Here is a 24815-nt window from a genome sequence, read left to right as displayed (position 1 = left end):
GGCAGGGTACCGTAGCGCAATGAATCCGCGCTGGGAAGCAGCGGTGAGCCGGGATCGGTGGGTGCGTCGGCCGCCGGCAGAGGCGGGATGTCTACCGGCGTGACGGGCGCGGCCGTCTCGGGCTCCGTCTATGCACGGCGGAAGACGCGGATCCACTCGGCGAGATCCCCCATCGGGTTCTCGCTCACCGCCGGAAGGTTCGCGGAGATCGCCGCAGCGGCGTCGACCAGCCCATACCCGTACAGCGGGTCCTGCGGTTTGACCGCGTCGGGGACGGGGATGGCGGTCTTGATGATGCGGTTGATCACGTCGATCGCCTTGATCTCGGGGTGCGCCGAGCGGATCAGGGCAGCGACCCCTGCGACGATCGGGGCTGCGCCGCTCGTGCCGCGCCACGGCGTGACGGTCCCGTCGGCGGAGACTCCGATGAGTCCTTCGCTGGGCGCGGAGATGCCGATCGTGATGCCCTGTGTCGAGGCCTCGATGCTGGCCGTGCCGGTCTGGTCGACGCCGCCGACCGTCAGCACCCCGGGGATGGTCGCGGGAGCACCGATGATGTTCGTGCCGCTTCCCCTGTTCCCCGCCGCGACGACCACCACGACGTCGTGCTGGAACGCGTAGAGGAATGCCTCATCCCAGCTCTCATCCCAATCGAGCGTGTTCGTGGTGAAGGAGAGGTTGATGATGTCGGCGCCGTTGTCGACAGCCCACTTCATGCCCTTCGCGACCTGCTCCGTGAACGGCACGGCCGCGGCGGCGCCGAATCCGACGGAGATCGAGAGCAGGTTCGCCTCCGGAGCGACGCCGATCATCCCAGTGCCGTCGGGAGCGCCTCGTCCGGCCGCGAGCGACGCCACCCAGGATCCGTGATTGCCGTCGACGGCACCCAGAGGGGTGCGGCCATCCGGCGTTCCGGTTCCCGATACGTCGGTTCCGCCGACCACGGCGTCGCCGAAGACGGAGGGCACCTTGGCGATACCCGTGTCGATCACGGCGATCGTCACGCCCTCGCCACGTGTGGTCTGCCAGGCTTCGCGGATACGCGCGCCGTCGAGCCAGTACTCCGAGGCCCGGACCGGGTCGGCTGGGTCGTCCGGGACCGGTGGCGGAGTGGCCGTGGCCCCGATGAGCAGCACGGACGCTGCGACCACCACGATGGCGGCAGCGCTGCGCAGCGTCCGGCGCACGGTCATGCCGTGGAGGCCGCCGCGTCACGGGTGGCAGCGCCGGGGTCTTCGCAGCGGCAGACGGCGGGCGACCAGGAGGAACGCGCGAGCGCCGCGTCGCCGATCGGGTTCACTCCAGGACCGGCGGCCAGGGCATGCCCGGCCAGGGCGTGCAGGCACTTGACGCGCGTGGGCATGCCACCCGCGGAGATGCCGTCGATCTCGGGGACCTCGCCGAACTCGGCCCGATCCGCCAGGTAGGCCTCGTGGGCTGCGAGATAAGCCGCAGCCATGTCCTCGTCCTCGGCGATGAGTGCGGCGAGCTCGGGCATCACCTGGGTGGCTTCCAGCGTCGACATCGCCGCCGTCGCCGCGGGGTGCGTGAGGTAGTAGAACGTGGGGAACGGTGTGCCGTCCGGCAGGCGCGGCGTCGTGGCGACCACCGTCGGGTTGCCGCAGACGCAACGGGCCGCGATACCCACCACGCCCCGGGCGGAACGGCCGAGCTGGGCCGATACGACGGCGAGTTCGGCGGGCGTGGGGGCGGGGAAGGGCGGCGTGGTCACCCCACCAGCGTAGGGGAGGCTGCGGGGAAGATGCTCGGAGCGGATGCTCAGCGAGTGACGGCGGCGGTGTCGCTGAGCCCGGACGACACGAGGGTGCGCAGCAGCTGCGGCATCCAGTCCGTCGGCTTCTCGACGAGCGTGTCGCTCACCGGCTCCTGCTCCCGCGGGAGTGCAGCAGGATCGAGGTCGTTGTCGATCAGGTAGACGACCTCGCCTGGTTTCACGTAATAGAGGCGCTCGCGGGCCTGCGTCGTGATGTACGCGGGGTCGTTCCAGCGCTCGCGTTCGGCTTCGAGCGCCGCGATCTGATCTTCGCTCACCTGCACGGAGGCCTCGAGGGCTGCGATCTTCTGGCGCTGGTCGATGAAGGTCCCGAGCGTCGGCACCAGCACCCACGCACCGAGCACCACCAGCGAGAGCATGATGACGGAGAAGGCGGAGAGGCGGATGCCGGAAGCCCACTCGCGCACATCGACGCGGGGGGCTCCGCCTCGGTTCCCCGCCGCCGCGCGCGCGGTCGACGGCGCCGCCGCGCGGGCCTTCGGCGTCGCCCTGCCCTTGCCTTTCGCCGCGGGTTTCGGCGTGTGCGCTCCCGGAGACGGCGAAGGAGGAGCCGGTCGTCGTGCCACGGCTCCTCCTTCGTCGTGCCGCATCAGCGGCGGTGTTCACCGCCCGCGGGCGGCTCTGCGTGCGTGTGTGCGCTCAGGCCTGGTAGCGCGGGAACGCGGAACGGCCGGCGAAGACCGCGGCGTCGCCCAGCTCCTCCTCGATGCGCAGCAGCTGGTTGTACTTCGCGACGCGCTCGCTGCGAGCGGGCGCGCCGGCCTTGATCTGACCGGCGTTGGTCGCGACGACCAGGTCGGCGATCGTGGTGTCCTCGGTCTCACCCGAACGGTGCGACAGCATCGCGGTGTAGCCCGAGCGCTGTGCGAGGCTGACCGCGTCGAACGTCTCGGTGAGCGTGCCGATCTGGTTGACCTTCACGAGCAGCGAGTTAGCGACACCGCGCTTGATGCCGTCGGCGAGACGCTGCGGGTTGGTGACGAACAGGTCGTCGCCGACCAGCTGCACCTTCGAGCCGAGCGCCTCGGTCAGGTGCTTCCAGTTGTCCCAGTCGTCCTCTGCCAGAGCGTCTTCGATCGTGACGATCGGGAAGTCGTTGACGAGTCCGACGTAGTACTCGGTGAGAGCGGCGGCGTCCCAGTCCTTGTTGTCGAGGCGGTAGACGCCGTCCTTGAAGAACTCGGTGGCGGCGACGTCGAGGCCGAGCGCGATGTCGGTGCCCGGCGTGAAGCCGGCCTTCTCGATCGCCTTCACCAGGAAGTCGAGACCCTCGCGGTTGCTGGGCAGGTCGGGGGCGAAGCCGCCCTCGTCGCCGAGGCCGGTCGCGTAGCCCGCGGCCTTCAGCTCGGCGCGCAGCACGTGGTAGGTCTCCACGCCCCAGCGCAGTGCCTCGGAGTATGTCTCGGCACCGATCGGCGCGAGGAAGAACTCCTGCATGTCGATGCCGTTGTCTGCATGCTCGCCACCGTTGATGACGTTGAACAGCGGAACGGGGAGCACGTGGGCGTTCGGACCGCCCAGGTAGCGGAACAGCGGAAGGTCGGCCGAGTCGGCCGCGGCCTTCGCGACCGCGAGGCTCACGCCGAGGATGGCGTTGGCGCCGACGCGCTTCTTGTTCTCGGTGCCGTCGACCTCGATGAGGATCTCGTCGACGATGCGCTGCTCGCTGGCCTCGACGCCTTCGATCGCCGGTCCGAGCTCGTCGATGATGGCCTCGACGGCCTTGAGCACGCCCTTGCCGCCGTAGCGGCTCTTGTCGCCGTCGCGGAGCTCGTACGCCTCGAACGCGCCGGTGGATGCACCGGACGGCACGGCCGCCCGCTGCACGATGCCGTCGTCGAGGAGGACCTCCACCTCGACGGTCGGGTTTCCGCGCGAGTCGAGAATCTCGCGTGCGCCTACAGCCTCGATCAGTGCCACTGATGTGCTCCTTGCTCAGGGGGAAAACGTTGTGTGGAGCGTCGTCGATCCGCGCCCAGTCTAGCCCGGCCTCCCGACGGCTCCGAGGACCCGCCCGTCAGACGACGACCGCGATCGCGAAGCCGTCCCATCCCTTGGCTCCCACGGTCTGCAGTGCCGTGGCATCGAAGCGCGGGTCCTCCCCCAGCATGCGCAGACCTTCGCGCGTGCCGACGACCTTGGGGTCGTCGGAGTCGTCACGGACGATCTCGCCCTCGCGCCCGATGTTGTCGAGAACGATGACGGTGCCGGGATGACCGAGCTTCGCCGCCCAGTCGAGGTAGATCGTGTTGGACTCCTTGTCGGCGTCGATGAACACCAGGTCGAATCCGCCGACCAGGGTCGGAAGCACGTCCGCTCCCCTGCCCACCCGGATGTCAACGCGGTCTCCGACGCCCGCGGCGTCGATGCTGGCGCGTGCGACCGCCGCGTTGGCCGCCTCCGCCTCGACCGTCACGACGCGTCCATCGGAGCCGACGGCACGGGCGAGCCAGATCGTGGAGTACCCGCCGAGGGTGCCGATCTCGAGCACCCTGCGCGCGCCGCTGATCCGGGCCAGCAGATGCAGGAGCTTGCCTGCCACCGGAGCGACCTCGATCTCGGGCATGCCCGCGTCACGCTGGGCGGCGAGCGCCGACTCCAGGTCGGGGTCGGGACCGACGAGCAGATCGGCGAGGTAGGAGTCGGCATCGGACCAGGCGGCGGGGGTGGATTCCATGGCCTCAGCCAACCCCCGCCGCTGCCCTCCGTCAAGGGCGCGGCGTGGAGAGCAGACGACCGGGCGCGTCAGCGAGCTCGGGCTGCCGTCGGAACTGGCCGGTCGACACGAGCACGAGCACGACCGCGGCGATCACCACCCAGCTGGCGACCCCCAGGGGACCTGCGAGAGCGAGGTCCGGCTGCGCAGCGGCGAAGATCATGACCATCCCCGCAGCCGCGTTCAACGAGCCGTGCGCGATCACGGCCGGCCAGACGGAGGCCGACCGCAGACGCAGCCAGCCGAGCAGGATGCCCCAGGCCACGCATCCGCCGACCATGAACAGCACCCCGGTGATGTCAGTGCGCCCGAAGTTGTAGCCGAGCAGGATGATCGGACTGTGCCAGACGCCCCAGATCACGCCACTGAGGATCAGCGCAGGCCAGGTCCCGAGCGGGCGCAGTGCCGGCAGCAGCCAGCCCCGCCACCCGAGCTCCTCTCCGAATGCGAAGAGACTGTTGAACAGCCCGCCGACCGGGATCATCGCCAGCTGCGCGAACACGATGACCTGGACGGGAGGAAGCGGCGTACCGGCCGGGACGGCCTTCTCCAGCTCTGCGGCGAAGGCCGCGAACGTCAGGTCGAGCTGCACGAAGCCGAGAGCCGCGGACAACAGGATGCCCAGTGCCACCAGGAGCGGCGGCGCGAGCCAGCCAGCCACCATGAGCCAGATCACGCGTTTCGCGGGGCGCAATGGCCACAGTCCGAGGAAGCGGGCGCGCCGCCCTGGCTCGGGGACGCGCATCAGGAACGTCACCACCAGCGCGGCGATCGCAGGAGTGAACATCATGATCGGCAGCAGGAAGACCGACATCGGCTCGGCGAGACCGTCGCCCAGCCACAGTGGCAGCGCCACGAGCCAGGCGAGGGCGAAGGACACCGCCACGAAGACGATCACCGCAGCCCAGGGCACGCGACGCGCGTGCAGGATCCGGTCGTTCATGAGGTCGCCTTTCCGTCGTCGGTCGAGGGGGAATCCGGTGTTCGCGAGCGGTCGACATAGGACTGCAGCAGTGCGGCAGCTTCTTCCGCACCGTCGATCGTCGCGATGAAGGGCCGTCGACCGCGGCGGGACACCTCGATCGCCGCGCCACGTCGCATGACGATGCCCGTGCGACCGTCGACGGCGATGCGCCATCCCCATCCACCGAACTCGCCGAACGGCGAGATGTCCACGGCGCGGGCGGACTCGACCTCATCGAGAGGGATGCGAACACGCGGCCACCCCAGCAGGGAGCGGGCGGAGAAGCCTTCGGGGGTGACCTTGATGCGGAAGGACGTGGTCGCCGCCACCGCGAAGCCCACGACGAGCGCGACCACCGCGACGATCCAGCCGCCCTCGACGCCGGTGCCGAGCATGAACGCGGCGACCACGACGAGGCCGAAGAGCACGACGAAAAGGAGCAGGAGCGCCCCGCGCGGCATCGTGGTCGTGGCGACCCACACGACGCGCTCCCCCTTCGCGACGTGCACGGCGTACCGAGGCTCGAGTGTGCGTCCCTGTTCCGCTCGCACTCGCGGCTGCACGACCCACGCGATGGCACCGACCACCGCGAGCGCCCCGAAGGCCAGGGCCATGACGCCGCCGATCCCCGGAGCGTCAGCCGGGTCGGCGAGGTCGCGCTGGATCGCGAGCGAACCGAGGCTCAAGACGGCGGCGAGGGACGACATGCCGGCGGCGAGCGCACCCATCAGCCGTGCAGCGCCGCCCCAGTGCGCACCGACCGCGGCGAGTGTCACGATGGCCATCAGCACGGGCAGCCCGAGGCCGACACCGAGGAGGATCCAGAGGTACGTGGCCGGAGCTCCGAAACCGTCGGCACCGTTCAGCCCCCAGTGCGTCGCGACCTCCGGCGGCAGCGCGGGCAACCACGTCAGCAGGACCACGACGGCGATCGCCGTGATGACGACCGGCAGGATCACCGCGACGAGGAAGAAGGCCAGCCGGGCGCGTCGCAGCAGTGGAGGCGGTGTGCGCGTGAGGTCGTGGGTGGTTTCGTGATCGGTCATGGCGAATCCTCCTCGGGGTTCTCGATCGGGTGCCTACCGGTGCCGGCGTCGCGGTGAGCGCGGACGATGCCGGCGAGCGTGTCGGCGGAGACGCCGAGCGCTGCGGCGCGACGCACCAGGTCGTCGATGTCGTGCGCCAGGTCGGCCAGGGGCGCGGCCGAGGCCGCGATGACCGCTCCCCTGCCGCGGCGGAGGTCCACCAATCCCTCGTCACGCAGCTGCTGGTACGCGTGCAGCACGGTGTGCTGGTTGATGTCCAGCGCTTCGGCGACGTCGCGAGCCGCGGGAAGGCGATCGCCGGGCGCCAGCACGCCGGCGAGGATGTCGGAGCGCACCGAAGCCGCCACCTGGTCATACAGTGCGCGAGGGCTGTCGGGATCGACGCGGATCAGCATCCGGGCCTCCTCTCGTGGAATCTCTACTTATTCTATGCGAACTATAACAACTGTGACAACCCTCCAGACGTCTTTGTCGGACTCGGTCGGGTGCTCCACACTGACCTCATGCGCATCACTCCCCGCCGTCTCGCGATCGGCATGAGCCTGTGGATCCCCAACCTCTTCAGCGGGATCCGCGTCCGTCGTTTCCGCGAGGACTGGACGCACGCGACCGTCGAGCTCCACGTCAACGTCTTCACCCGCAACTACGTCAAGACCGCATTCGGCGGATCGATGTCGGCGATGACCGATCCCTACTTCTTCATGCTGGTCATGCATCAGCTCGGACGCGACTACGTCGTGTGGGACACCCGAGGCGAGATCGAGTTCCTCAAGCCGGGACGTGGAGTGCTGACGGCCGAGTTCGACGTGTCGAAAGAGAAGGCCGCAGAAATCCGGGAGCGGGCGCACGGGGGCGCCAAGGTGCTCGAGTGGTTCGAGACGGTCATCACCGACCGGGAGGGCGACGTCGTGGCGAAGGTGCGTCGCGAGGTCTACATCCGGGAGAAGAAGCGCGTCACCGCCTCGCGGGGTTGAACCCGACGCCGAGCGTCGAAGACCGCGCGATCAGCGTCGGGGCGAGTCGCACGGTTTCGCGCGCGGTCGACGCCCCCGACACCAGTCCGAGGACGAGCTCGAGGGCCGTGCGTCCGCTCTCCTCGAACGGCTGGCGCACGGTGGTGAGGTCGAGCGCCTCGGCTACCTCGCCGTCGTCGTAGCCGACGACCGCCAGTGGCGGGGTGTCGACGCCGGAGCGCAGGGCGGACAGGACGGCGACGGCGAACTGGTCGTGATTCGCGACGATCGCCGTCGCTCCTGCGGCTCGGGCTGCGGCGATCACGCGACCGTCGACCGAGGACGGATGCGCCACCGCCAGGTCGGTCACCCCCAGGTGCTGCGTCAGCCCCTCGATGCGGAGCATCCCGGCCGACACGTACGCCGGCGAGCGCTGCGGCTCATGGACGAAGAGCACACGGCGATGCCCGAGCCCGGCGAGGTGGCGGCCGATCTGCGCACCGCCGTCGCGGTCGTCGACGAGGACGACCGGACCGCCCACGTCGGACCGCGTCGGCACCACGTCGACATAGACGACCGGGATGCGCGCCGCCTTGCTCGCCCGCCGCGCTGCTCCCCCGAGCGGAACCCCCATCACCACCAGACCGGTCGCGTCCGTGCGCGTGGGCAGCACGTCGAGCAGCGGCTCATCCGCGGCTGCCGCGGAATCGAGGTCGTAGGGGATGATGTCCACCGCCGCGTCCCTGGCCCGCCGGAGCATTCCGGAGAGGCGGCGCAGATACGACGGGTAGGTCGTGAACGGCGCGGCCACCGCGATGCGGGCGGCACCGACCCGGCGGCCTTGCGTCATCCGATAACCGAGGGTCGTGGCCGCCGCGACGATGCGTTCGCGGGTCTCCGGTCGTACCCGGTGGGGGGCGCTCACCGCCAGCGAGACGGTGGAGATGCTCACCCCGGCGCGCTCCGCGACGTCGTAGATGGTGACCCTGCCTGGTCGTGCGCGCATCGCCCGTGTTCTCTCTTCATCGAAGTTCTTCGATTGCCCAGACTAGGTCGGAACTCGTCTTGCGGGAACCCCGCCGAGACGCGAACCCATCGAAGGAGATGCCCGATGCCGACAGCACGGTCCCGGTTCCGACGCCCCGCGCTCGACAGCGCGGTGGCGGCGTGGGAGGAACGCGTCGCACCGCTGCTCGCCTCGGAGCCCGCAGACCCCGCGGGCCGCCGCCGGGTCGCGGCTCAGAATGACGACGCCGTGAGCGCCGCGCTGGGTATCACCCCGCTGCCGACCACCACCGAGGACCACATCGTCCCGGTCGACGGGCACCCCGACGTGCGCGTGCGGGTCTACTGGCCCGGTGAGGAACGCACACCGCCAGGGTCGGGGCTCCCCGTGCTCGTGTACTTCTACGGCGGCGGGTTCACCATCGCGGGCATCGACTGGGTCTCGTGGGATGCGCGCTTCCGGGTCAGAGCACACGACGCCGGCATCGTGATCGTCGCCGCCGACTACGCCCATGCGCCGGAGGAGCGCTTCCCCACGCAGCCGGAGCAGTGCTGGTCGGCGTTCGAATGGACCCACGCGCACGCGGAGGAGCTGGGGGCGTCGCCCGAGAGGATCGCCATCGGCGGAGCATCGTCGGGAGGCGACCTCGCCGCGGCCGTGACGCTCATGAACCGTGATCGCTCCGCGCATCCGATCGCGCTGCAGCTGCTGGAGAATCCCGCCCTCGATCTGACCATGGGACATGCCGACATGAGTGGCATCGATGCCCGCATGCCTGGCGTCATCGTGCGCGCGGTCGGCCGGACGCTCGTGCGTCAGTACGTCGGAGACGATGCCGCGGCGGCACGCCGACCGTACGCCTCCCCGCTGCGGGCCGCCTCTCACGAAGGCCTGCCGCCGGCACTGATCCTCACCTCGGAGCTCGACCCCCTGCGTGGTGACGGGGAAGCCTATGCGCGCGCACTCTCGGCGGCCGGCGTGCCGGTGACGGCGATGCGCTTCATCGGACAGACCCACGGCTCGCTGGGATCGACCGGGTTCGTGCCCTCCGCAGACGTCGCACACCGTCTCGTCGTCTCCGAGCTGCGCACGCTCCACCCAGGAGCGACCGCATGAGCGCTCCCGAGTACCTCGAGCCGCCGTTGGGTCCCGAGATCCGCGAATGGATCCAGCGCATCGGCGAACTCTCCGCGACGCTCCCCGACCTCGAGTCTCGCGAGATGGCAGCCCGTCGCCGGGCGCAGCGCGAGTTGAGCGACCGCCTCGCCGTCGAGTTCACCGCTCCCGTTCCCGCCGAGGTGGAGATCGACGATCTCGTGGTGTCGGGCGGAGCGGAACCGTTGCGTGCCCGTCGGTTCCGCCCGACGTCGGCGATCGGGGCGATGCCGACGATGCTGTGGCTGCACGGCGGCGGGTGGACGGGCGGCACGATCGACGAGATCCTCAACGACCGCCTGTGCGCGGATCGCGCGCTGCGGTCAGGAGTGCAGATCGTCGCGCTCGAATACCGTCTGGCTCCCGAGCACCCGTTCCCCGCCCCCGTCGACGACGCCGTGGCCGCTCTCGCCGACCTCCGCGAGCGCGCCGCCGAACTCGACGTCGATGCCGACCGGCTCGGTGTCGGAGGCAACTCCGCGGGGGCGACGATCGCGGCGACCACCGCTCTGCGCCTGCGCGACGCCGGAGAGCCGCTGCATCACCAGGCGCTCGAAGTGCTGCCCGCGGCACTGCGGCTGTTCGGCGACTCGATGCACCGCCGCCTTCGGCCCGCCGAGCGCACGGGCATCGAGCACCTCGCCGGGCTGTATCGCGCGGGAGCGCCGCTCGCCGTGGCCTCACCACTGGATGCGCCGGATCACCGCGGGCTCGCGCCCGCACTCATCCTCGCCGCCGAGTACGACCCGCTCCGCGACGGTGCCATCGCGTACGCCGACAGCCTGCGTGAAGCAGGCGTCCCCGTCGTGCTGCACATCGGACTCGGGCACGACCACGCGTCTCCCGGGCTCACCGGATGCTGGGAGGGAGCCCGCGAATGGCGCGACGCCTTCGTCGAAGAGCTCGCCGGTGCCTACCGCGCCGACTCCCATCCGATGCCCCGACCGCCGGACGGAGCCGCGACCACCACCGGCACGCGGCCATGAGCAGTTCCCACCCCGACCGAGACCAGGAGACGAAGATGTCCACCCACGCCGTCGATCCCGTTTTCCCCGCAGATCCCGCTCCCCCGCTCACCGCCGATGCGATCCCCGGACAGCGCCAGACGCGCCTGTTCTGGATCACCTTCGTGCTCGCGTGGTTCGGCTCCGGCATCGCCCAGGGCGTCGCCGGTGTCGCGATCCCGCAGCTGCTCAAGGAATGGGACCCTGACCAGGCGACGGGCAACCTCAGCATCATCCTCACCCTCGGCGGCGCCGCCATCCTCATCACGACGCCGATCTTCGGTCGGCTCAGCGACCGCTCGATGTCCCGCCTCGGCATCCGCCGCCCCTGGATCCTCTCCGGCGCGCTGATCGCCCTGATCGGCTACGTGATCCAGGCGACCGCACCGAACCTCCTCGTGCTCGGCGTCGGCACGATCCTGGTCCTCGTCGGATGGGGTGCCGTGTCGATGACCGTCCACACCCTGTTCGCGGATCAGATCCGCCGCAGCATCCGCGCGATCATGTCCGCCGTCACCGGAGCGGCCACCGCCATCGGCATCCTCGGCGGAGTCTCCCTCGCGGGCATCGTCGCGCCCATGGGCCAGATCGGCATGTTCCTGATCCCCGGCGGCCTCTCCGTGGTCCTCGCGCTCACCCTGTTCTTCACGCTGAAGGACATCCGGCGACTGCTGCCCGCCGAGCCGCTCGACTGGAGCGGGGTGCTCGCCACCTTCTGGTTGAGTCCGCGTCGCTACCCGGACTTCGCGTGGGCGTGGGTGTGCCGCTTCTTCATGACCGCGTCGATCGTCTCGGTCACGAGCTATCTCTACCTCACGATCTCCGGCCGCTTCGGCATCGACGACCCGACCGAGATAGCCGCCGTGCAGACTCAGGCCACAGCGGCCTTCACGCTGATGAACCTGGTCATGGCGTTCGTGTTCGGCGTGATCTCCGATCGCACGGGTCGCCGCAAGCCGAGCGTCATCATCGGCGCCCTCGCGAGCGCCGGAGGGCTCATCCTCGCGATCTCCTTCGGCGACATCGCCTTCTTCCTCGTCGGCATCGCGATCGTCGGGGCGGGGCAGGGCGCCTACATCGCCGCCGACGTCGCGCTGATGACGGAGTGCCTCCCCTCGGTCGAGGACGCCGGCAAGGACCTCGGCATCGTGGCTCTCGCCTACCTGCTGCCGGGCATCCTCGTCCCCGTTTTCGGATTCTTCGCGACCCGCATAGGCTCGCCCACAGGTGAGAACTTCGCGGCCCTCTACATCGGCGCGGTCGTGATGGCCGTGATCGCCGCGTTCGCGGTCACCCGAGTGAAGGGCGTGCGATGACCGATGCTCCCCGCCTGGGCGGCGCCGCGCGGCGCGAGTACCGGCGGCTCGCCCGCGTCGCCGATATGCCGGCGAAGACGCACCAGGACGTCGTCCGGACGACCGGCATCCGGGTGGCTTCGGACGACGGCGCCGCGCTCCTCACCGACCACTGGCACGCGGAAGGATCCGGAGGCGACACGATCCTGATCCGCACGCCGTACGGCCGCGACGGGATCGCCGGCGTCGCGCTCTTCCTGGCCGAGCGAGGGCACCATGTGGTCGTGCAGAGCTGTCGCGGCACCTTCGGCTCCGGCGGGACGTTCGATCCGCTGCACGACGAGGTCGCCGACGGGCAGGCGACGATGCGGTGGCTGCGCGCGCAGCCGTGGGCGACCGGACGCGTGCACTCGTGGGGCGGGAGCTACTTCGGGGTGACCCAGTGGGCGTACTGCGACGGCGACGACCGCCCCGACGCGCTCGGCATCGCCATCTCCGCGCGGCGCTTCGACGATGCCATCCTCTACCCGGGCGGCGGATTCTCGATCGACACCCCGCTCACGTGGGCATACGCCCTCGACATCCAGGAGCGGGCGCTGCCGTCGAAGGCCTGGGCGCTGCTGCGTGCCCGGCGCGGATTCCGTCGCGGCGCGCTCGCCGTCCCGCCGGCGGATGCCGTGCGCGTGGCCCGAGGCGCCGATCCGCAGTTCTACCGCGACTGGGTCGAGCACAGCGATCAGGGGGACCCCTGGTGGGAGCCGATGCACTTCGCGCAGGACGTCGACTCCATCCCGCCCGTCACGCTGGTCGCCGGCTGGCAGGATCTGTTCCTCGTGGGCCAGCTCGACGACTACGCGGCCCTGCGCGATGCGGGTCGTCCGGTGCGCCTCATCGTCGGCGACTGGGTGCACGGGGCGCCCGACATCACCGTCATCGGCGTCCGCGAGGTGCTGCGCTCGTTCACCGGAACGGCGCAGACCGAAGGGGTGCGCATCGACGTGACAGGTGGCGGCGGCTGGCGGGAGCTGGACAGCTGGCCCCCGCCGTATACGGCCGTGGAGCTGGAGCTCACCCGCGACGGGCGCCTCGACGGCACGGGCGTCGCCAGCCCCGCGGCCGACCTCACGTACCGCTACGATCCGGTGGCCCCGACCCCGGATGCGGGCGGCAGGACCCTCAATCCGTTCTCCGCCGGGCGCCGCCCCCAGCACACCCGCGAACGCCGGGCGGATGTGCTCGTCTTCACGGGCGACCGGCTTCCCGACGACCTCCTCGTCATCGGCACGCCCATGATCACGCTGTCCTTCGCGTCCTCGAACCCGCGTGCCGATCTGTTCGTGCGTCTGTGCGAGGTGGACGCGCGAGGGGTCTCGCGGGCGCTCACCGACGGGTACCGGCGCCTTCGGCCGGAAGAGGTGCACACGGACGAGACGCACACAGACGAGGCGGGCCGGATCCGTCTCGAACTCGCGCCTCTCGCCCACCGGTTCGCGGCGGGGTCACGCCTGCGCGTGCAGGTGTCGTCGGGCGCGCACCCGCTGCACCTGCGCAACCCCGGAACCGAGGACCCGGTGCGCGACCACTCGCGGCTCATCCCCAGCGATCAGACCGTCCGCGTCGGCGGCACGGCGCCGGCGACCCTCACGCTGCCCGCACTGGCCGTCGTGCCGTCACGCTCGCACGCCTCTTCACCCGTTGTTCACCGGCGCGTGACACGATGACGGGATGCCCCTCGCCCGTCGTCTGACGCTCGGAGACGCGGTCGCCATCGGTCTCGGCTCGATGATCGGCGCCGGTGTCTTCTCCGTGTGGGCTCCCGCGATCGGGGTCGCTGGCAGCGGCGTCCTCATCGCCCTCGCGATCGCCGCGGTCGTCGCATACGCCAATGCCACCTCATCAGCGCAGCTCGCCGCCGCCCACCCGGTCGCGGGTGGCACCTATGCCTACGCCCGCGCGGAGATGGGCCCCTGGTGGGGCTTCATCGCGGGATGGAGCTTCGTGATCGGCAAGATCGCGAGCTGCGCGGCGATGGCCATGACGTTCGCCGCCTACGCGGCACCGGCCGGCTGGCAGCTGCCCGTCGCGGTCGCCGCTGTCGTGCTGCTCGCCGCCGTGAACTGCCTCGGCGTGACCCGCACCGCCCTGGTCACCCGCATCCTCGTGGTGTGCTCCCTGCTCGGCCTCGCGGTCGTCGTGGTCTTCGGGTTCGCCGGCGCTCCGGCGGCGACCCCGACCCCCCTCCCCGATGCCACGGCCTACGGAGTGCTCCAGGGGGCCGGCCTGCTGTTCTTCGCATTCGCGGGGTACGCCCGGATCGCGACCATGGGTGAGGAGGTCGTCGATCCCGGACGCACGATCCCCCGTGCCATCGTGCTGGCGCTGGGCGGCACGGTCGTCGTGTACGCGCTGGTGGGACTCGTCGTCGTCCTGGTGCTCGGCGCCGGTGCGACCGATTCGACCGCTCCTCTGGTCGATGTACTGGTGGCCGCCGGGGCATCTACCTGGGCGCCCGTGATCCGCATCGCTGCTGCCGCCGCTTCCCTCGGTGCCCTGCTGGCTCTGCTCACCGGGATCGGTCGTACGGCCCTGGCCATGGCTCGCGAGGGTGACGTCCCTCGATTCCTCGCGAAGATCGATCGGCGCCATCAGGTCCCGCAGCGCGCGGAGATCGCCATCGCGCTCATCGTGGTCGCGATCGTCCTCATCGCCGACCTGCGCGGCGCCATCGGCTTCTCCTCCTTCGGCGTGCTGCTGTACTACCTGATCGCGAACGCCGCCGCATTCCGTCAGAGCGGGTCCGCGCGTCGGTATCCACGGGTGCTGCACGTGCTCGGAGCGCTCGGCTGCCTGGTGCTGGTGAACACTCTTCCCGTGCTGGCCTCACTGATCGGTACGGGGGTCGTCCTCCTCGGGGTCGGATACCGGCTGCTGCGGCTGCGGTTCGAAAGAGCCTGAGCCCCGCGCACGCCTGAGCTCGACGCGCCGCGGTCAGCCCCGCGCCTGGGAGCGGTACATGCGCGGTGCGATGCCGAGGACCGCCTGGAAGTCGCGCGTGAGATGCGCGTGATCCGCGTAGCCGAGCTCGGCGGCGATCGAGGCCAGGTCGGTCTCCGGGTTCTCTCGCACTCGCTGCGCCGCCTCCTGCAGCCGCCGACGTCGGATCATCGCGGCGGGCGAGAGCCCCACGTGGCGGTGGGTCATCCGCTGCAGGGTGCGCACCGAGACGGCCAACCTCGTGGCGGCCTCCTCGGGGGTGAGCGCGGCGCCATCGCCCATCAGGACGTCCATGAACGCGTTGGCCCGGCGTTCCGGTTCGCCGACCGGCCCCGCACGATCCTCGAGCCACTGAGAGAAGGCCTCGACCGCCCGCTCGCGTCGCCCCTCGCCCGAGCTCATCGTCGACACGACGGCAGCGCGCAGCGCGCCGGTGCCGCTCCCGTCGTGGAGTTCCCACTCGTCGTCGACGAGAGACGCCGGAGCGTCGATCAGCACGGCGACCGCTGCCGGACGCAGCAGCGCCCCGACGGCCCAGCCGCTCCCCCGCAGATCGCGGTGCGACGCCCGCGTCGTCGCTCCGGCGAGCGTGACGGTGTTCGCGTCGACGACCAGGTTCAGCGCCGGATACGCCACGATCTCCTGCCGTGACGAGCGCCCAGGCTCGATGTCCCACTCCGGGATCCAGAACCACTCCACCAGCTCCGCGGCTGCCGGCGGCGGTGGCAGCCGGTGGAACTGCGGAAGGCGAGCGGGGTAGAGCACCCCGCGGGTCGGGTTCACCATCGGCCCAGCGTAGGCCCCGACGCCGACAGGGCGAGGCTGTCGCGGATCTTCAAGCCGCCGCCGCATCGCCCGTTCTACCGTGGCGTCATGAGCACAGACCACACCACGACGCACACCCCCACGGCCGGCGCGAACGGCACGTACACGACGAACGGGCGCCCGCACAGCGCCACCTCGCTCACCCCCTTCCTCGCCATCCCCGACGCGAAGCAGGCCATCGCGTTCTACCGCGACGTCTTCGGGGCCAGAGTCGTCGACGTGACCGAGTTCGGCGGCGTGGTCGCGCACGCCGACCTGGACTTCGGCCTCGGCCTGCTCCAGCTCGGGGAGCCCAATCCCGAGTACCACCTCGTGCGCTCCCCCGGTGGCGACGACGACTGCTACTCGATGGGGCTGTACGTCGCGGACGTCGATGCGGTCGTCGAGAAGGCGGTCGCCGCGGGAGCGACCGTGCGCGAAGCACCCGCACCCTTCGTCTCCGGTGATCGCTTCGCCAGCATCCGCGATCCGTTCGGGGTGCGCTGGTCTGTGATGACGCGCGTCGAGGACATCTCGGACGAGGAGAGCAGTCGTCGAGTGGCGGAGTGGGCGGCGTCGTTCAGCGGGTCTCCTGCGGACGAGGCGAGCTGAGCGACCGCTCCGCCGCGCGGCACACCGCCGGAAGCAGTGCCTCGGCCGTACGGCGGTAGCCCAGGGCGCTCGGGTGGAAGCGGTCGAGGCTGAACATCGCCTCGGGCTCGTCGAAGAACATCGGACCCACCGCTCGACGCAGATCGACCGGCTCCGCGCCCGCCCGCCGCGCCGTCTCGGCCTGGATCTCGGCCAGGCGGCGCGACAGACCGGAGGCGATCCGCCGCAACGGCTGCGGCACGGCGCGGAGCGCGCCCAGGTCGGGGCACGTGCCGACGACGACCTCGGCATCCATGCCGCGCAGCCTGCGGATCACCTCATGCAGATGTTGTGCCGACAGCGCAGGAGGCAGTCGGTGCGTCACGTCGTTGCCGCCGACGACGATCACGGCGACGTGCGGAAGGTACCCCTCGGGGAGCGCATCGAACTGGCTCGGCAGATCGGGAGACTCCGACCCTACGACGGCCACCGTGCGCAACCGCACCGGTCGCTGCAACCGGCGCCCCGTCGCCTTCGCGAGTCGAGCGCCGAGAGTCTCCTTACGGCGCTCGGCACCGAGCCCGGCCGCGATCGAGTCGCCGAGCACCAGCAGCTCCAGCGGCTCGCCGCCGAGGGAGCGGCGCCAGACACGATCCGCATCGAGGGAGTCCTCCCCCAGCGGCTTCCCGATCCGCCGTCGGGCGAGCGCGGCCTGCTGCACCAGCACGACGCGGACGACACCGAGCACGACGGCCAGAGCGGCACCCGCCAGGGCGATGCGGACGACGAACGCGGTGCCGATGCGACTCACCCCACGATTGCACCCCGTCGGCGTGAACGCGGCGTGAACGCGCATCGGCCCGGGAGGTTCCGGAGGCCGGCCGCAGGAGGCTCAGGACAGGGGCTTGAGCTCCAGGTCTGCGGCACCGGCGGACACGATCGCGAACGAGGTGTAGCCGTCGACCGCCGAACGCTCGAGCAGCGCCTTGACGTTCTTGGTGCGGCGCTCGAGTCGGACCCTGGCGCCGTCCGCGATGAGCGCGGCCTTGTGCGTCACGAGCTCGTGCACCGGAACGTCGGCGTCGTGGATCAGCACGACCGCGTTCGTCGTGACGTCCGACTCCTCTGCGATCAGGTCGACGAGGCGCTCGAACCCGAGCGAGAAGCCCACCGCGGGCACCTGCTGCCCGAGGAACCGGCCGATCATGCCGTCGTAGCGTCCGCCACCGCCGAGGGAGTAGCTGACGGACGGATGCGCGAGTTCGAAGATCGTGCCCGTGTAGTACCCCATGCCGCGCACGAGGAACGGGTCGAAGACGAGCGGGATGTCGGACTGTCCCCGTCCCGCAGCCACGGCCTCGCCGATGCCGACCAAGTGCTCGACCAGGTCGGCCGGAGCTCCGTCGGGCAGCGCCTTGCGGATCTGCCGCTCGCCGAAGGGGTTGTACTCCAGCGTCTGCGGGCGGCGGAGGAAGGCGTCGAACGCGTCGGCGGCTGCGGTCGATGCGCTGCGCTCACGGAGCTCGGTCGCCACTCCCTCCGGACCGATCTTGTCGAGCTTGTCGATCGTGATGAGCACGCCGGGACGCTCCTCGGCGGTGAACCCGAAGCTGTCGAGCATCCACTCCAGCACCCGGCGATCGTTGATGCGCACGGTCGCCCCGTCGAGGCCGAGAGCGTCGACCGCGTCGAGCGAGGCGACCATCAGCTCGGCCTCGGCGCGTGCGGTGTCGTCCCCCATGATGTCGATGTCGCACTGCACGAACTGGCGGTAGCGGCCCTTCTGCGGGCGCTCCGCCCGCCAGACCGGTCCGATCTGGATCGAGCGGAAGACGGTCGGCAGTTGACCGCGGTTGCTCGCGTAGAAACGCGCGAGCGGCACCGTCAGGTCGTAGCGGAGGCCGAGGTCGGAGAGCGCTGCGGGGTCGTCGACGGCGGCGCGGATCGCGTCGGCATCCAGGCCACGGCGGAGGATGTTGTACGAGAGCTTCTCGTTGTCGCCACCGATGCCGGCATGCAGACGGTCGTACTCCTCGACGACGGGCGTCTCGATCTCGTCGAATCCATGCGCGAGATAGCGCTCGCGGATGACGGAGAGCACACGCTCACGGCGGGCCTTGTCGGCGGGGAGGATGTCGCGCATGCCGCGCGGCGGGTTCACGGTAGCCACGGTTCCATCTTCCCAGGTCTGCCGACTCGGTCGTGCCGGGATGGGGTCGCGCCGGGATCAGCGCGCGGCTTCGGCGGCGCGCACGTCGTCTTCCAGCGCACGCAGCCGCTCGCGGAGGGCGCGCTCGGCGTCCCACCCCTGCTCGCGGGCGGTCGCCACCAGCGCGAGGAGCGCGTCCCCCAGCTCTTCCTCCGAGGCGGGGGCGGCGGCAGAGGCGACCCGCTCGACGGGCACTCCTGCGCCGATGGCCCGCCCGGCGATCTTCTGCGCGAGCGCGAGCGCCGGCATCCCGCGCGGCACTCCGTCGAGCACGCTGCGTCGGGTGCGCTTCTCCGCGGCCTTGGCGGCGTTCCAGTGCACCAGCACCTGCTCGGGAGTCTCAGCCACCTCCCCGGCGAACACATGCGGATGACGACGCACCATCTTCTCCGTGAGCGTCTGCGCCACGTCGTCGATGTCGAACGGATCGTCCGGGTCCTGCGCGGCGATCGCCGCGTGGAACAGCACCTGCCAGAGCAGATCCCCCAGTTCCTCGCGCAGGTCGTCGCGAGAGCCGACCTCGACGGCATCGATCACCTCGTGCGACTCCTCGATCAGATAGGGCACGAGGTCGCGATGCGTGATCTGCTGCGACCACACGCAGCGCTCCCTGACCGCGCGCATGGTCTCGGCAGCCTCGCGCAGCGGGTCCTCCCCGGGCGAGCGGACCTCGGATTCAACGCTCACGGTTCCTCCGTCTCCCGATGACCGGTTCACGACGGCGACCGATCACGACGCGCGATCACGACGCCGGATCACGACGCCGCGGATGAGAGCCGACGGTACCAGCGCGCACGCAGCGACACGATGATGCCGGAGAGCACCAGCGCGATCAGCGAGCCCACCAGCACACCGAGGATCGCCTGATCCCTGATGCCGCCGTCCTCCGCGAAAGCGAGGTTCGCCAACAACAGGGACACCGTGAACCCGATGCCGCCGAGAGCGCCGGCCGAGAGGATGTCGGCGAACGGCAACGCCGGGTCCGATCCCTTCGGGCGGATGCGCATCGCGATCCAGCCGAACAGCGAGATGCCGATGATCTTGCCCACCGGCAGGGCGACCACGATCGCCCAGAATGCCGGGGACAGCTGCGTGATCGAGACGGCGGGGATCACGACGAACGCCGCGACGAAGGCGAACAGCGGCAGGATCGCCCCGTTCACCGTCGGCTCGAGCGCGTGTCGCGTGCGCTCGGCGGGGACGGGTGCCATCACGAGTCCGAGCAGCACGCCGGCGATCGTCGCGTGGATGCCGGAGGAGGCGACCAGACCCCAGGTGACGACGCCGACCAGGACCATGGCAACGGCGATCAGGGGGTGGCCCTTCGCATGCAGGAGTCGGCTCAGCGCCCAGAACACGGCCACGCCCACGATCGCGAGTCCGAACAGCAGCCACTGCACATCGACGGCGAACAGCACGGCGATGAAGACGATCCCGATGATGTCGTCGAGGATCGCCAGGGCGAGCAGGAAGACGCGCACCCGCGACGGGAGTCCCTTGCCGAACATCGCCAGCACCCCGAGCGCGAAGGCGATGTCGGTCGCCGTCGGGATGGGCCAGCCCGGTGCCGTGACGCTGTCCCCACCGGCGATCAGCAGGTAGACCGCGATCGGGACGAGCACTCCTCCGGTGGCCGCGATGGCAGGCTGCACCGCCTTGCGCGGGGAATCGAGTTCACCGTGGGTGAGCTCGTGGCGCAGCTCGATGGCCACGACCAGGAAGAAGACGGCGAGGAGACCGTCGGACACCCAGTGCGCGATCGACAGGTCGAGGGCGGTGCCTGGCACGGCGATGTGGACGTCGAGGAGGGCGGCGAGCGCATCATGCGTCGGGAGGTTCGCGAGCAGCAGGCCGAGCCCGGCCGCGAGAAGGAGGAGGACGGCGGGGAACTGCTGTCCGCGGAGGGGGTTCGCTGAGATGCGCATCCCGTCCATCGTAGGTCGCGCGCGTGCCGCGCACCCCGGACGGCGCGGTGACGGAGTACGTCGTCATGCGTGCAGGCGACCCCTCGCACGCGGGATACTCTCGAGGGGTGACCCCCGCACACTCCTTCTCCGAACCCACGAACACCGAGGCCATCCGCGTGATCGGCCGATTCGAGGCGGGCCAGGGCATCCCCGATGCCATGCGCACCGACGTCCGCATGCTGGGCCAGCTGCTCGGTCAGGTGCTGCGCGAGGCCGGTGGCGACGACCTGTTCGACGACGTCGAACGTCTGCGCCTCGCCACGATCCAGGCCTATGAGGACGAGACCTCGGACGCCTTCGAGCGCGCCGCGGCCATCGCCGAGTCGTTCACGGTCGCCCGTGCCGATGAGGTCGCCCGCGCCTTCACCTGCTACTTCCACCTCGTGAACCTCGCGGAGGAGCATCAGCGCGTGCGTGTGCTGCGCGAGCGCGCCGGCCAGCCGGGTCGCGAGGACGCCGCGGACACCGTCGCCACCGCATACGCGCGCCTGCGCACCGAGGTGGGCGACGACGAGGCGCGACGTCGGCTGGAGGGGCTCCGCTTCCACCCGGTCTTCACCGCGCACCCGACCGAAGCGCGCCGTCGCGCGGTGTCGTCGAGCATCCGCCGTCTGTCCGAGCTGCTCACGCAACACGATGCGGCGAGCGAAGGCGGTGCGGAGGAGCACCGTGCGCGCCGGCGGATGCTGGAGGAGATCGACACGCTCTGGCGCACGGCCCCGCTGCGGTCGCAGAAGCCGACTCCGACCGACGAGGTGCGCACCGTGATGGGTGTGTTCGACGAGACGCTCTTCACCACGGTGCCGCACGTCTACCGCCGCATCGACGATGCCCTCCGCGGAGACGATTCGGGTGCGAGCGCTCCGGTGGTCCCCGCGTTCGTGCGCATCGGCTCCTGGGTGGGCGGTGACCGCGACGGCAACCCGTTCGTCACGGCCTCCGTCACGCGGGAGGCGTCGCAGATCGCGGCGGACCATGTGCTCCGCGGCCTCGAGCGCGCGCTGGGGCGCATCGGCCGGACCCTCACCCTCGCCGCCGACGACACGCCGCCGAGCGCCGAGGTCACGGCGCTCTGGGAGCGCTTCGCCCAGACGGAGCCCGACCTGGCGGCCGAGCTCGCCACCCGCTCCCCCGATGAGCCGCACCGTCGCGTGCTGCTCGTGCTGGCGCGCCGCGTCGCCGACACCCGCCGCGGAGACGGCGGCCAGCCCTACGCGCGTCCCGAGGAACTGCTCGCCGACCTGCGGGCGGTGCAGGCGTCGCTCGCGGATGCCGGCGCGAAGCGCCACGCGTTCGGCGGGGTGCAGCACCTCATCTGGCAGGTCGAGACCTATGGCTTCCACCTGACCGAGCTCGAGGTGCGTCAGCACTCCCAGGTGCACGCGAAGGCTCTTGCCGAGCTCGATGCGGGCGAAGCCGTCAGCGCACAGACCGAAGAGGTGCTCGACGTCTTCCGCGCGATCGCGGACATCCAGCACGACCGGGGTCTGCGTGCGGCCGGGCGGTACGTCGTCTCCTTCACCCAGGCAGCCTCCGACCTCGCCAACGTGCACCGTCTCGCCCGATACGCGCTCGGCGACGATGCGCCTGTGCTCGACGTCGTGCCGCTGTTCGAGACCTTCGCCGACCTCCAGGCCGCCCCGGGCATCCTCGCCGAGGCCGTGACCTTCCCGGAGTTCCGCGAGCGCATGGCCGCGACCGGCAACCGGCTCGAGGTCATGCTCGGCTACTCGGACTCGTCGAAGGACGTGGGCCCCGTCGCCGCGAACCTGGCGCTGTACGAAGCCCAGGAGAAGATCGCCCGCTGGGCGCAGGACAACGACATCGAGCTGACGCTCTTCCATGGTCGTGGCGGCGCACTCGGACGAGGGGGCGGCCCTGCCAACTCGGCGATCCTGGCGCAGCCGCCGCACTCCGTCGACGGCCGGTTCAAGCTCACCGAGCAGGGCGAGGTCATCTTCGCGCGCTACGGCGAGCCCGCGATCGCGATGCGGCACATCGACCAGGTCGCCGCGGCCACCCTGTTGGCGTCGTCCCCCACCGAGGAGGAGCGCACCAGCCGTGCGGCAGAGCGCTACGCCGAGGTCGCCTCGACGATGGACGCGGCCTCCCGTGAGCGCTTCTTCTCGCTGGTGAAGGCCGAGGGGTTCGCATCGTGGTTCGCCACCGTGACCCCGATGGAGGAGATCGGTCTGCTCGCGCTCGGCTCGCGCCCGGCACGACGCGGGTTGTCGGTCGAGTCGCTCGAGGACCTCCGCGCCATCCCGTGGGTGTTCGCCTGGACGCAGGCCCGCATCAACCTCGCCGGCTGGTTCGGACTCGGCTCCGCCCTGCAAGCCGTCGGCGACGAGGAACTTCTCGTCGAGGCGTACCGGGAGTGGCCGCTGCTGCGCACCATGATCGACAACGTCGCGATGAGCCTCGCCAAGACCGACGAGCGCATCGCCCGCCAGTACCTCGCCCTCGGCGACCGCGACGACCTGGCCCAGCTCGTGCTGGACGAGCTCGCCCTCACGCGGCGCTGGGTGATCCGTCTCACCGGCGGCACCGGACTCCTCGAGAACAAGCCCGTGCTGCAGCGGGCCGTGCAGCTGCGCAGCCCCTACGTCGACGCCCTCTCGCTCCTCCAGCTCCGGGCGCTGCGTGCCCTGCGTTCGGCGGATCACGGCCCGACCGGCTCCGGAGCCGACGCGGAGCAGCAGCGGCTGCTGCTGCTCTCGGTCAGCGGGGTCGCCGCCGGGCTGCAGAACACCGGGTGACCCGAGCCCTCCCGCCGGGTGCGCTGACGCGGCTGTGGCCGACGCTAGAGTGAAACCTCCGCCTCACCCGGCTCTGCTTTCGCGCGCGACACGATCGCCCGCACCCCATCCCCCACCAGAAAGCCCTTCCGCGTGACCGCTACGTCTCCCGCCGACTTCCATCCGCTCGCCGACTCCGTGCAGCCCGTCTTCGACACGGTGCTCGCCCGCAGCCCGCACGAGCCGGAGTTCCACCAGGCCGTCCACGAGGTGCTGCACTCGATCGCACCCGTCCTGGAGCGTCACCCGGAATACGTCGACGGCGGCATCCTCGAGCGCCTGGTCGAGCCCGAGCGTCAGATCCTCTTCCGTGTGCCGTGGATCGACGACGCCGGGAAGCTGCACGTCAACCGCGGCTACCGCATCCAGTTCTCCTCCGTGCTCGGCCCGTACAAGGGCGGGCTGCGCTTCCACCCCTCGGTGAACCTGTCGATCATCAAGTTCCTGGGCTTCGAGCAGATCTTCAAGAACGCTCTCACCGGTCAGGGCATCGGCGGCGGCAAGGGCGGGTCCGACTTCGACCCGCACGGCCGCTCCGACGCCGAGGTCATGCGCTTCTGCCAGTCGTTCATGAACGAGCTCTACCGGCACCTCGGCGAGCACACCGACGTCCCCGCGGGTGACATCGGCGTCGGCGGGCGCGAGATCGGCTACCTCTTCGGTCAGTACCGCAAGGTCACCAACCGGCACGAGTCGGGCATGTTCACGGGCAAGGGCACCGGATGGGGCGGGGCCGAGGTGCGCACCGAGGCCACCGGCTACGGCGCGGTGTTCTTCGCGCAGGAGATGCTCGCCGTGCACGGCGACTCCCTCGACGGCAAGCGCGTCGGCATCTCGGGCTCCGGCAACGTGGCCATCTACGCGATCCAGAAGGCCACCCAGCTCGGTGCGACCGCGGTCACGGCGTCCGACTCGTCCGGCTACGTCGTCGACGACGCCGGCATCGACCTCGACCTGCTGCGTCAGATCAAGGAGGTCGAGCGCGCCCGCATCGTCGAGTACGCCAACCGTCGCCCGAGCGCCCGCTTCGTGGAAGGCGGCAGCGTGTGGGAGGTGCCCGTCGACATCGCGGTGCCCTCCGCCACGCAGAACGAGGTCTCCCTGGCCGATGCGGAGGCCCTGATCGCCAACGGCGTGCGCGCGGTGTCGGAAGGTGCGAACATGCCCTGCGTGCCCGACGCCGTCGACGCCTTCCAGAAGGCCGGAGTGCTGTTCGCCCCCGGCAAGGCCGCGAACGCCGGTGGCGTCGCGACCTCGGCGCTCGAGATGAGCCAGAACGCCTCCCGTCAGCGCTGGAGCTTCGGCGACAGCGAGAACAAGCTCCGCGAGATCATGGGCGACATCCATGGCGCCGCCTTCGACGCCGCAGAGCGGCACGGCGTCCCCGGCGACTACGTGGCCGGGGCCAACATCGCCGGCTTCGAGCGCGTCGCCGCCGCGATGCTCGCTCAGGGCGTCATCTGACCTTCCGGTCGCGATATGTCAGCTGTTTCCACCTTTTGAGCTGACATATCGCGA

At 70.7% G+C, this 24815-nt stretch carries 23 protein-coding genes; 9 read left to right on the top strand and 14 right to left on the bottom strand.

All coding sequences use genetic code 11. From position 1 onward, the window contains the following. Window positions 1-128 precede the first annotated feature (128 nt). From ILP86_RS06180 to ILP86_RS06145, 8 genes are all read right to left on the bottom strand, one after another. The gene (locus tag ILP86_RS06180; protein WP_374706390.1) at window positions 129-1193 is read right to left on the bottom strand and encodes a S8 family serine peptidase; all 1065 of its coding nucleotides are present in this window, start codon (window positions 1191-1193) and stop codon (window positions 129-131) included. After that, the gene (locus ILP86_RS06175) at window positions 1190-1732 is read right to left on the bottom strand and encodes a DUF501 domain-containing protein (protein WP_058632524.1); all 543 of its coding nucleotides are present in this window, start codon (window positions 1730-1732) and stop codon (window positions 1190-1192) included. Before ILP86_RS06175 ends, ILP86_RS06180 begins: the two co-directional genes overlap by 4 nt. 47 nt (window positions 1733-1779) lie before the next feature. Beyond that, window positions 1780-2361, bottom strand: coding sequence for a septum formation initiator family protein (locus ILP86_RS19905; RefSeq protein WP_308431892.1), 582 nt, complete (start codon window positions 2359-2361; stop codon window positions 1780-1782). Between the two features lie 73 nt (window positions 2362-2434). After that, the gene (gene eno / locus ILP86_RS06165; protein ID WP_046749639.1) at window positions 2435-3715 is read right to left on the bottom strand and encodes a phosphopyruvate hydratase; all 1281 of its coding nucleotides are present in this window, start codon (window positions 3713-3715) and stop codon (window positions 2435-2437) included. Window positions 3716-3812: 97 nt separating this feature from the next. Then, on the bottom strand, window positions 3813-4472 hold the full coding sequence (locus ILP86_RS06160) for an O-methyltransferase (protein WP_193761614.1): 660 nt from the start codon (window positions 4470-4472) through the stop codon (window positions 3813-3815). A gap of 31 nt (window positions 4473-4503) precedes the next feature. Beyond that, the gene (locus tag ILP86_RS06155; protein WP_193761613.1) at window positions 4504-5454 is read right to left on the bottom strand and encodes a CPBP family intramembrane glutamic endopeptidase; all 951 of its coding nucleotides are present in this window, start codon (window positions 5452-5454) and stop codon (window positions 4504-4506) included. Continuing rightward, window positions 5451-6521 carry a DUF1648 domain-containing protein gene (locus ILP86_RS06150; RefSeq protein WP_046749642.1) on the bottom strand — a complete coding sequence of 357 codons (1071 nt, stop codon included), beginning with the start codon at window positions 6519-6521 and terminating at the stop codon, window positions 5451-5453. The genes ILP86_RS06155 and ILP86_RS06150 overlap by 4 nt, the downstream gene beginning before the upstream one ends. Further along, entirely contained in the window at window positions 6518-6916 is a 399-nt protein-coding gene (locus ILP86_RS06145) for a GntR family transcriptional regulator (protein WP_193761612.1), read from the bottom strand. The genes ILP86_RS06150 and ILP86_RS06145 overlap by 4 nt, the downstream gene beginning before the upstream one ends. Before the next feature lie 108 nt (window positions 6917-7024). Here ILP86_RS06145 and ILP86_RS06140 point away from each other — a divergent pair, with 108 nt between their 5' ends. Next, window positions 7025-7495 (top strand): PaaI family thioesterase, encoded by a 471-nt coding sequence (locus ILP86_RS06140; RefSeq protein WP_193761611.1) that lies wholly within the window; start codon window positions 7025-7027, stop codon window positions 7493-7495. On the opposite strand, the gene ILP86_RS06135 is transcribed toward ILP86_RS06140, so the two are convergent. Beyond that, window positions 7476-8480, bottom strand: a complete 1005-nt coding sequence (locus ILP86_RS06135; protein WP_193761610.1) for a LacI family DNA-binding transcriptional regulator — start codon at window positions 8478-8480, stop codon at window positions 7476-7478. The genes ILP86_RS06140 and ILP86_RS06135 overlap by 20 nt on opposite strands. Before the next feature lie 105 nt (window positions 8481-8585). Here ILP86_RS06135 and ILP86_RS06130 point away from each other — a divergent pair, with 105 nt between their 5' ends. Genes ILP86_RS06130 through ILP86_RS06110 form a run of 5 tightly spaced genes read left to right on the top strand, consistent with a single transcriptional unit; the run spans window position 8586 to window position 14889 of the window. Further along, the gene (locus ILP86_RS06130; protein WP_193761609.1) at window positions 8586-9596 is read left to right on the top strand and encodes an alpha/beta hydrolase; all 1011 of its coding nucleotides are present in this window, start codon (window positions 8586-8588) and stop codon (window positions 9594-9596) included. Then, a complete protein-coding gene (locus tag ILP86_RS06125) occupies window positions 9593-10621 on the top strand; it encodes an alpha/beta hydrolase (RefSeq protein ID WP_193761608.1) in 1029 nt (342 codons plus the stop codon). Before ILP86_RS06130 ends, ILP86_RS06125 begins: the two co-directional genes overlap by 4 nt. Before the next feature lie 35 nt (window positions 10622-10656). Beyond that, on the top strand, window positions 10657-11955 hold the full coding sequence (locus ILP86_RS06120) for an MFS transporter (RefSeq protein ID WP_058632516.1): 1299 nt from the start codon (window positions 10657-10659) through the stop codon (window positions 11953-11955). Beyond that, a complete protein-coding gene (locus tag ILP86_RS06115; protein ID WP_193761607.1) occupies window positions 11952-13655 on the top strand; it encodes a CocE/NonD family hydrolase in 1704 nt (567 codons plus the stop codon). The genes ILP86_RS06120 and ILP86_RS06115 overlap by 4 nt, the downstream gene beginning before the upstream one ends. A 4-nt stretch (window positions 13656-13659) precedes the next feature. Continuing rightward, window positions 13660-14889, top strand: coding sequence for an APC family permease (locus ILP86_RS06110; protein ID WP_193761606.1), 1230 nt, complete (start codon window positions 13660-13662; stop codon window positions 14887-14889). Between the two features lie 33 nt (window positions 14890-14922). On the opposite strand, the gene ILP86_RS06105 is transcribed toward ILP86_RS06110, so the two are convergent. Next, complete coding sequence (locus ILP86_RS06105) at window positions 14923-15714, bottom strand: helix-turn-helix domain-containing protein (RefSeq protein ID WP_193761605.1); 792 nt, start codon at window positions 15712-15714, stop codon at window positions 14923-14925. An 87-nt stretch (window positions 15715-15801) separates the two neighbouring features. On the opposite strand from ILP86_RS06105, the gene ILP86_RS06100 reads away from it, so the two are divergent. Further along, window positions 15802-16344: a glyoxalase/bleomycin resistance/extradiol dioxygenase family protein gene (locus ILP86_RS06100; RefSeq protein WP_046749648.1), complete on the top strand. Its 543-nt coding sequence runs from the start codon at window positions 15802-15804 to the stop codon at window positions 16342-16344. Here ILP86_RS06100 and ILP86_RS06095 read toward each other — a convergent pair. The 4 genes from ILP86_RS06095 to nhaA form a co-directional block, all read right to left on the bottom strand. Then, the gene (locus tag ILP86_RS06095) at window positions 16313-17134 is read right to left on the bottom strand and encodes an SGNH/GDSL hydrolase family protein (RefSeq protein ID WP_374168944.1); all 822 of its coding nucleotides are present in this window, start codon (window positions 17132-17134) and stop codon (window positions 16313-16315) included. The two genes, ILP86_RS06100 and ILP86_RS06095, sit on opposite strands and share 32 nt — an antisense overlap. A gap of 81 nt (window positions 17135-17215) precedes the next feature. Beyond that, a complete protein-coding gene (locus ILP86_RS06090; protein ID WP_227751076.1) occupies window positions 17216-18466 on the bottom strand; it encodes a HisS family protein in 1251 nt (416 codons plus the stop codon). Between the two features lie 84 nt (window positions 18467-18550). Next, window positions 18551-19156, bottom strand: a complete 606-nt coding sequence (locus tag ILP86_RS06085; protein WP_082682688.1) for a MazG family protein — start codon at window positions 19154-19156, stop codon at window positions 18551-18553. A 131-nt stretch (window positions 19157-19287) separates the two neighbouring features. After that, window positions 19288-20457: a Na+/H+ antiporter NhaA gene (gene nhaA / locus ILP86_RS06080; RefSeq protein ID WP_113680147.1), complete on the bottom strand. Its 1170-nt coding sequence runs from the start codon at window positions 20455-20457 to the stop codon at window positions 19288-19290. 107 nt (window positions 20458-20564) lie between these two features. Here nhaA and ILP86_RS06075 point away from each other — a divergent pair, with 107 nt between their 5' ends. Continuing rightward, complete coding sequence (locus ILP86_RS06075) at window positions 20565-23258, top strand: phosphoenolpyruvate carboxylase (RefSeq protein ID WP_193761602.1); 2694 nt, start codon at window positions 20565-20567, stop codon at window positions 23256-23258. Window positions 23259-23390: 132 nt separating this feature from the next. Continuing rightward, complete coding sequence (gene gdhA / locus ILP86_RS06070; protein ID WP_058632509.1) at window positions 23391-24761, top strand: NADP-specific glutamate dehydrogenase; 1371 nt, start codon at window positions 23391-23393, stop codon at window positions 24759-24761. Window positions 24762-24815: the final 54 nt, after the last annotated feature.

Source organism: Microbacterium sp. R1, assembly GCF_015159725.1.
Classification (GTDB): Bacteria; Actinomycetota; Actinomycetes; order Actinomycetales; family Microbacteriaceae; genus Microbacterium; species Microbacterium oxydans.
Note: the sequence above shows the minus strand (reverse complement) of the source record. Positions and strands in the feature narration are given on the sequence as shown.

Excerpts from the sequence above, each read along its gene's own strand:
- ILP86_RS06180 (WP_374706390.1), bottom strand. The coding sequence starts at position 1,193 with ATGACCGTGCGCCGGACGCTGCGCAGCGCTGCCGCCATCGTGGTGGTC.
- ILP86_RS06160 (WP_193761614.1), bottom strand. The coding sequence starts at position 4,472 with ATGGAATCCACCCCCGCCGCCTGGTCCGATGCCGACTCCTACCTCGCC.
- ILP86_RS06155 (WP_193761613.1), bottom strand. The coding sequence starts at position 5,454 with ATGAACGACCGGATCCTGCACGCGCGTCGCGTGCCCTGGGCTGCGGTG.
- ILP86_RS06150 (WP_046749642.1), bottom strand. The coding sequence starts at position 6,521 with ATGACCGATCACGAAACCACCCACGACCTCACGCGCACACCGCCTCCA.
- ILP86_RS06145 (WP_193761612.1), bottom strand. The coding sequence starts at position 6,916 with ATGCTGATCCGCGTCGATCCCGACAGCCCTCGCGCACTGTATGACCAG.
- ILP86_RS06140 (WP_193761611.1), top strand. The coding sequence starts at position 7,025 with ATGCGCATCACTCCCCGCCGTCTCGCGATCGGCATGAGCCTGTGGATC.
- ILP86_RS06135 (WP_193761610.1), bottom strand. The coding sequence starts at position 8,480 with ATGCGCGCACGACCAGGCAGGGTCACCATCTACGACGTCGCGGAGCGC.
- ILP86_RS06130 (WP_193761609.1), top strand. The coding sequence starts at position 8,586 with ATGCCGACAGCACGGTCCCGGTTCCGACGCCCCGCGCTCGACAGCGCG.
- ILP86_RS06125 (WP_193761608.1), top strand. The coding sequence starts at position 9,593 with ATGAGCGCTCCCGAGTACCTCGAGCCGCCGTTGGGTCCCGAGATCCGC.
- ILP86_RS06120 (WP_058632516.1), top strand. The coding sequence starts at position 10,657 with ATGTCCACCCACGCCGTCGATCCCGTTTTCCCCGCAGATCCCGCTCCC.
- ILP86_RS06115 (WP_193761607.1), top strand. The coding sequence starts at position 11,952 with ATGACCGATGCTCCCCGCCTGGGCGGCGCCGCGCGGCGCGAGTACCGG.
- ILP86_RS06110 (WP_193761606.1), top strand. The coding sequence starts at position 13,660 with ATGCCCCTCGCCCGTCGTCTGACGCTCGGAGACGCGGTCGCCATCGGT.
- ILP86_RS06105 (WP_193761605.1), bottom strand. The coding sequence starts at position 15,714 with ATGGTGAACCCGACCCGCGGGGTGCTCTACCCCGCTCGCCTTCCGCAG.
- ILP86_RS06100 (WP_046749648.1), top strand. The coding sequence starts at position 15,802 with ATGAGCACAGACCACACCACGACGCACACCCCCACGGCCGGCGCGAAC.
- ILP86_RS06090 (WP_227751076.1), bottom strand. The coding sequence starts at position 18,466 with ATGCGCGACATCCTCCCCGCCGACAAGGCCCGCCGTGAGCGTGTGCTC.
- ILP86_RS06085 (WP_082682688.1), bottom strand. The coding sequence starts at position 19,156 with ATGCGCGCGGTCAGGGAGCGCTGCGTGTGGTCGCAGCAGATCACGCAT.
- nhaA (WP_113680147.1), bottom strand. The coding sequence starts at position 20,457 with ATGCGCATCTCAGCGAACCCCCTCCGCGGACAGCAGTTCCCCGCCGTC.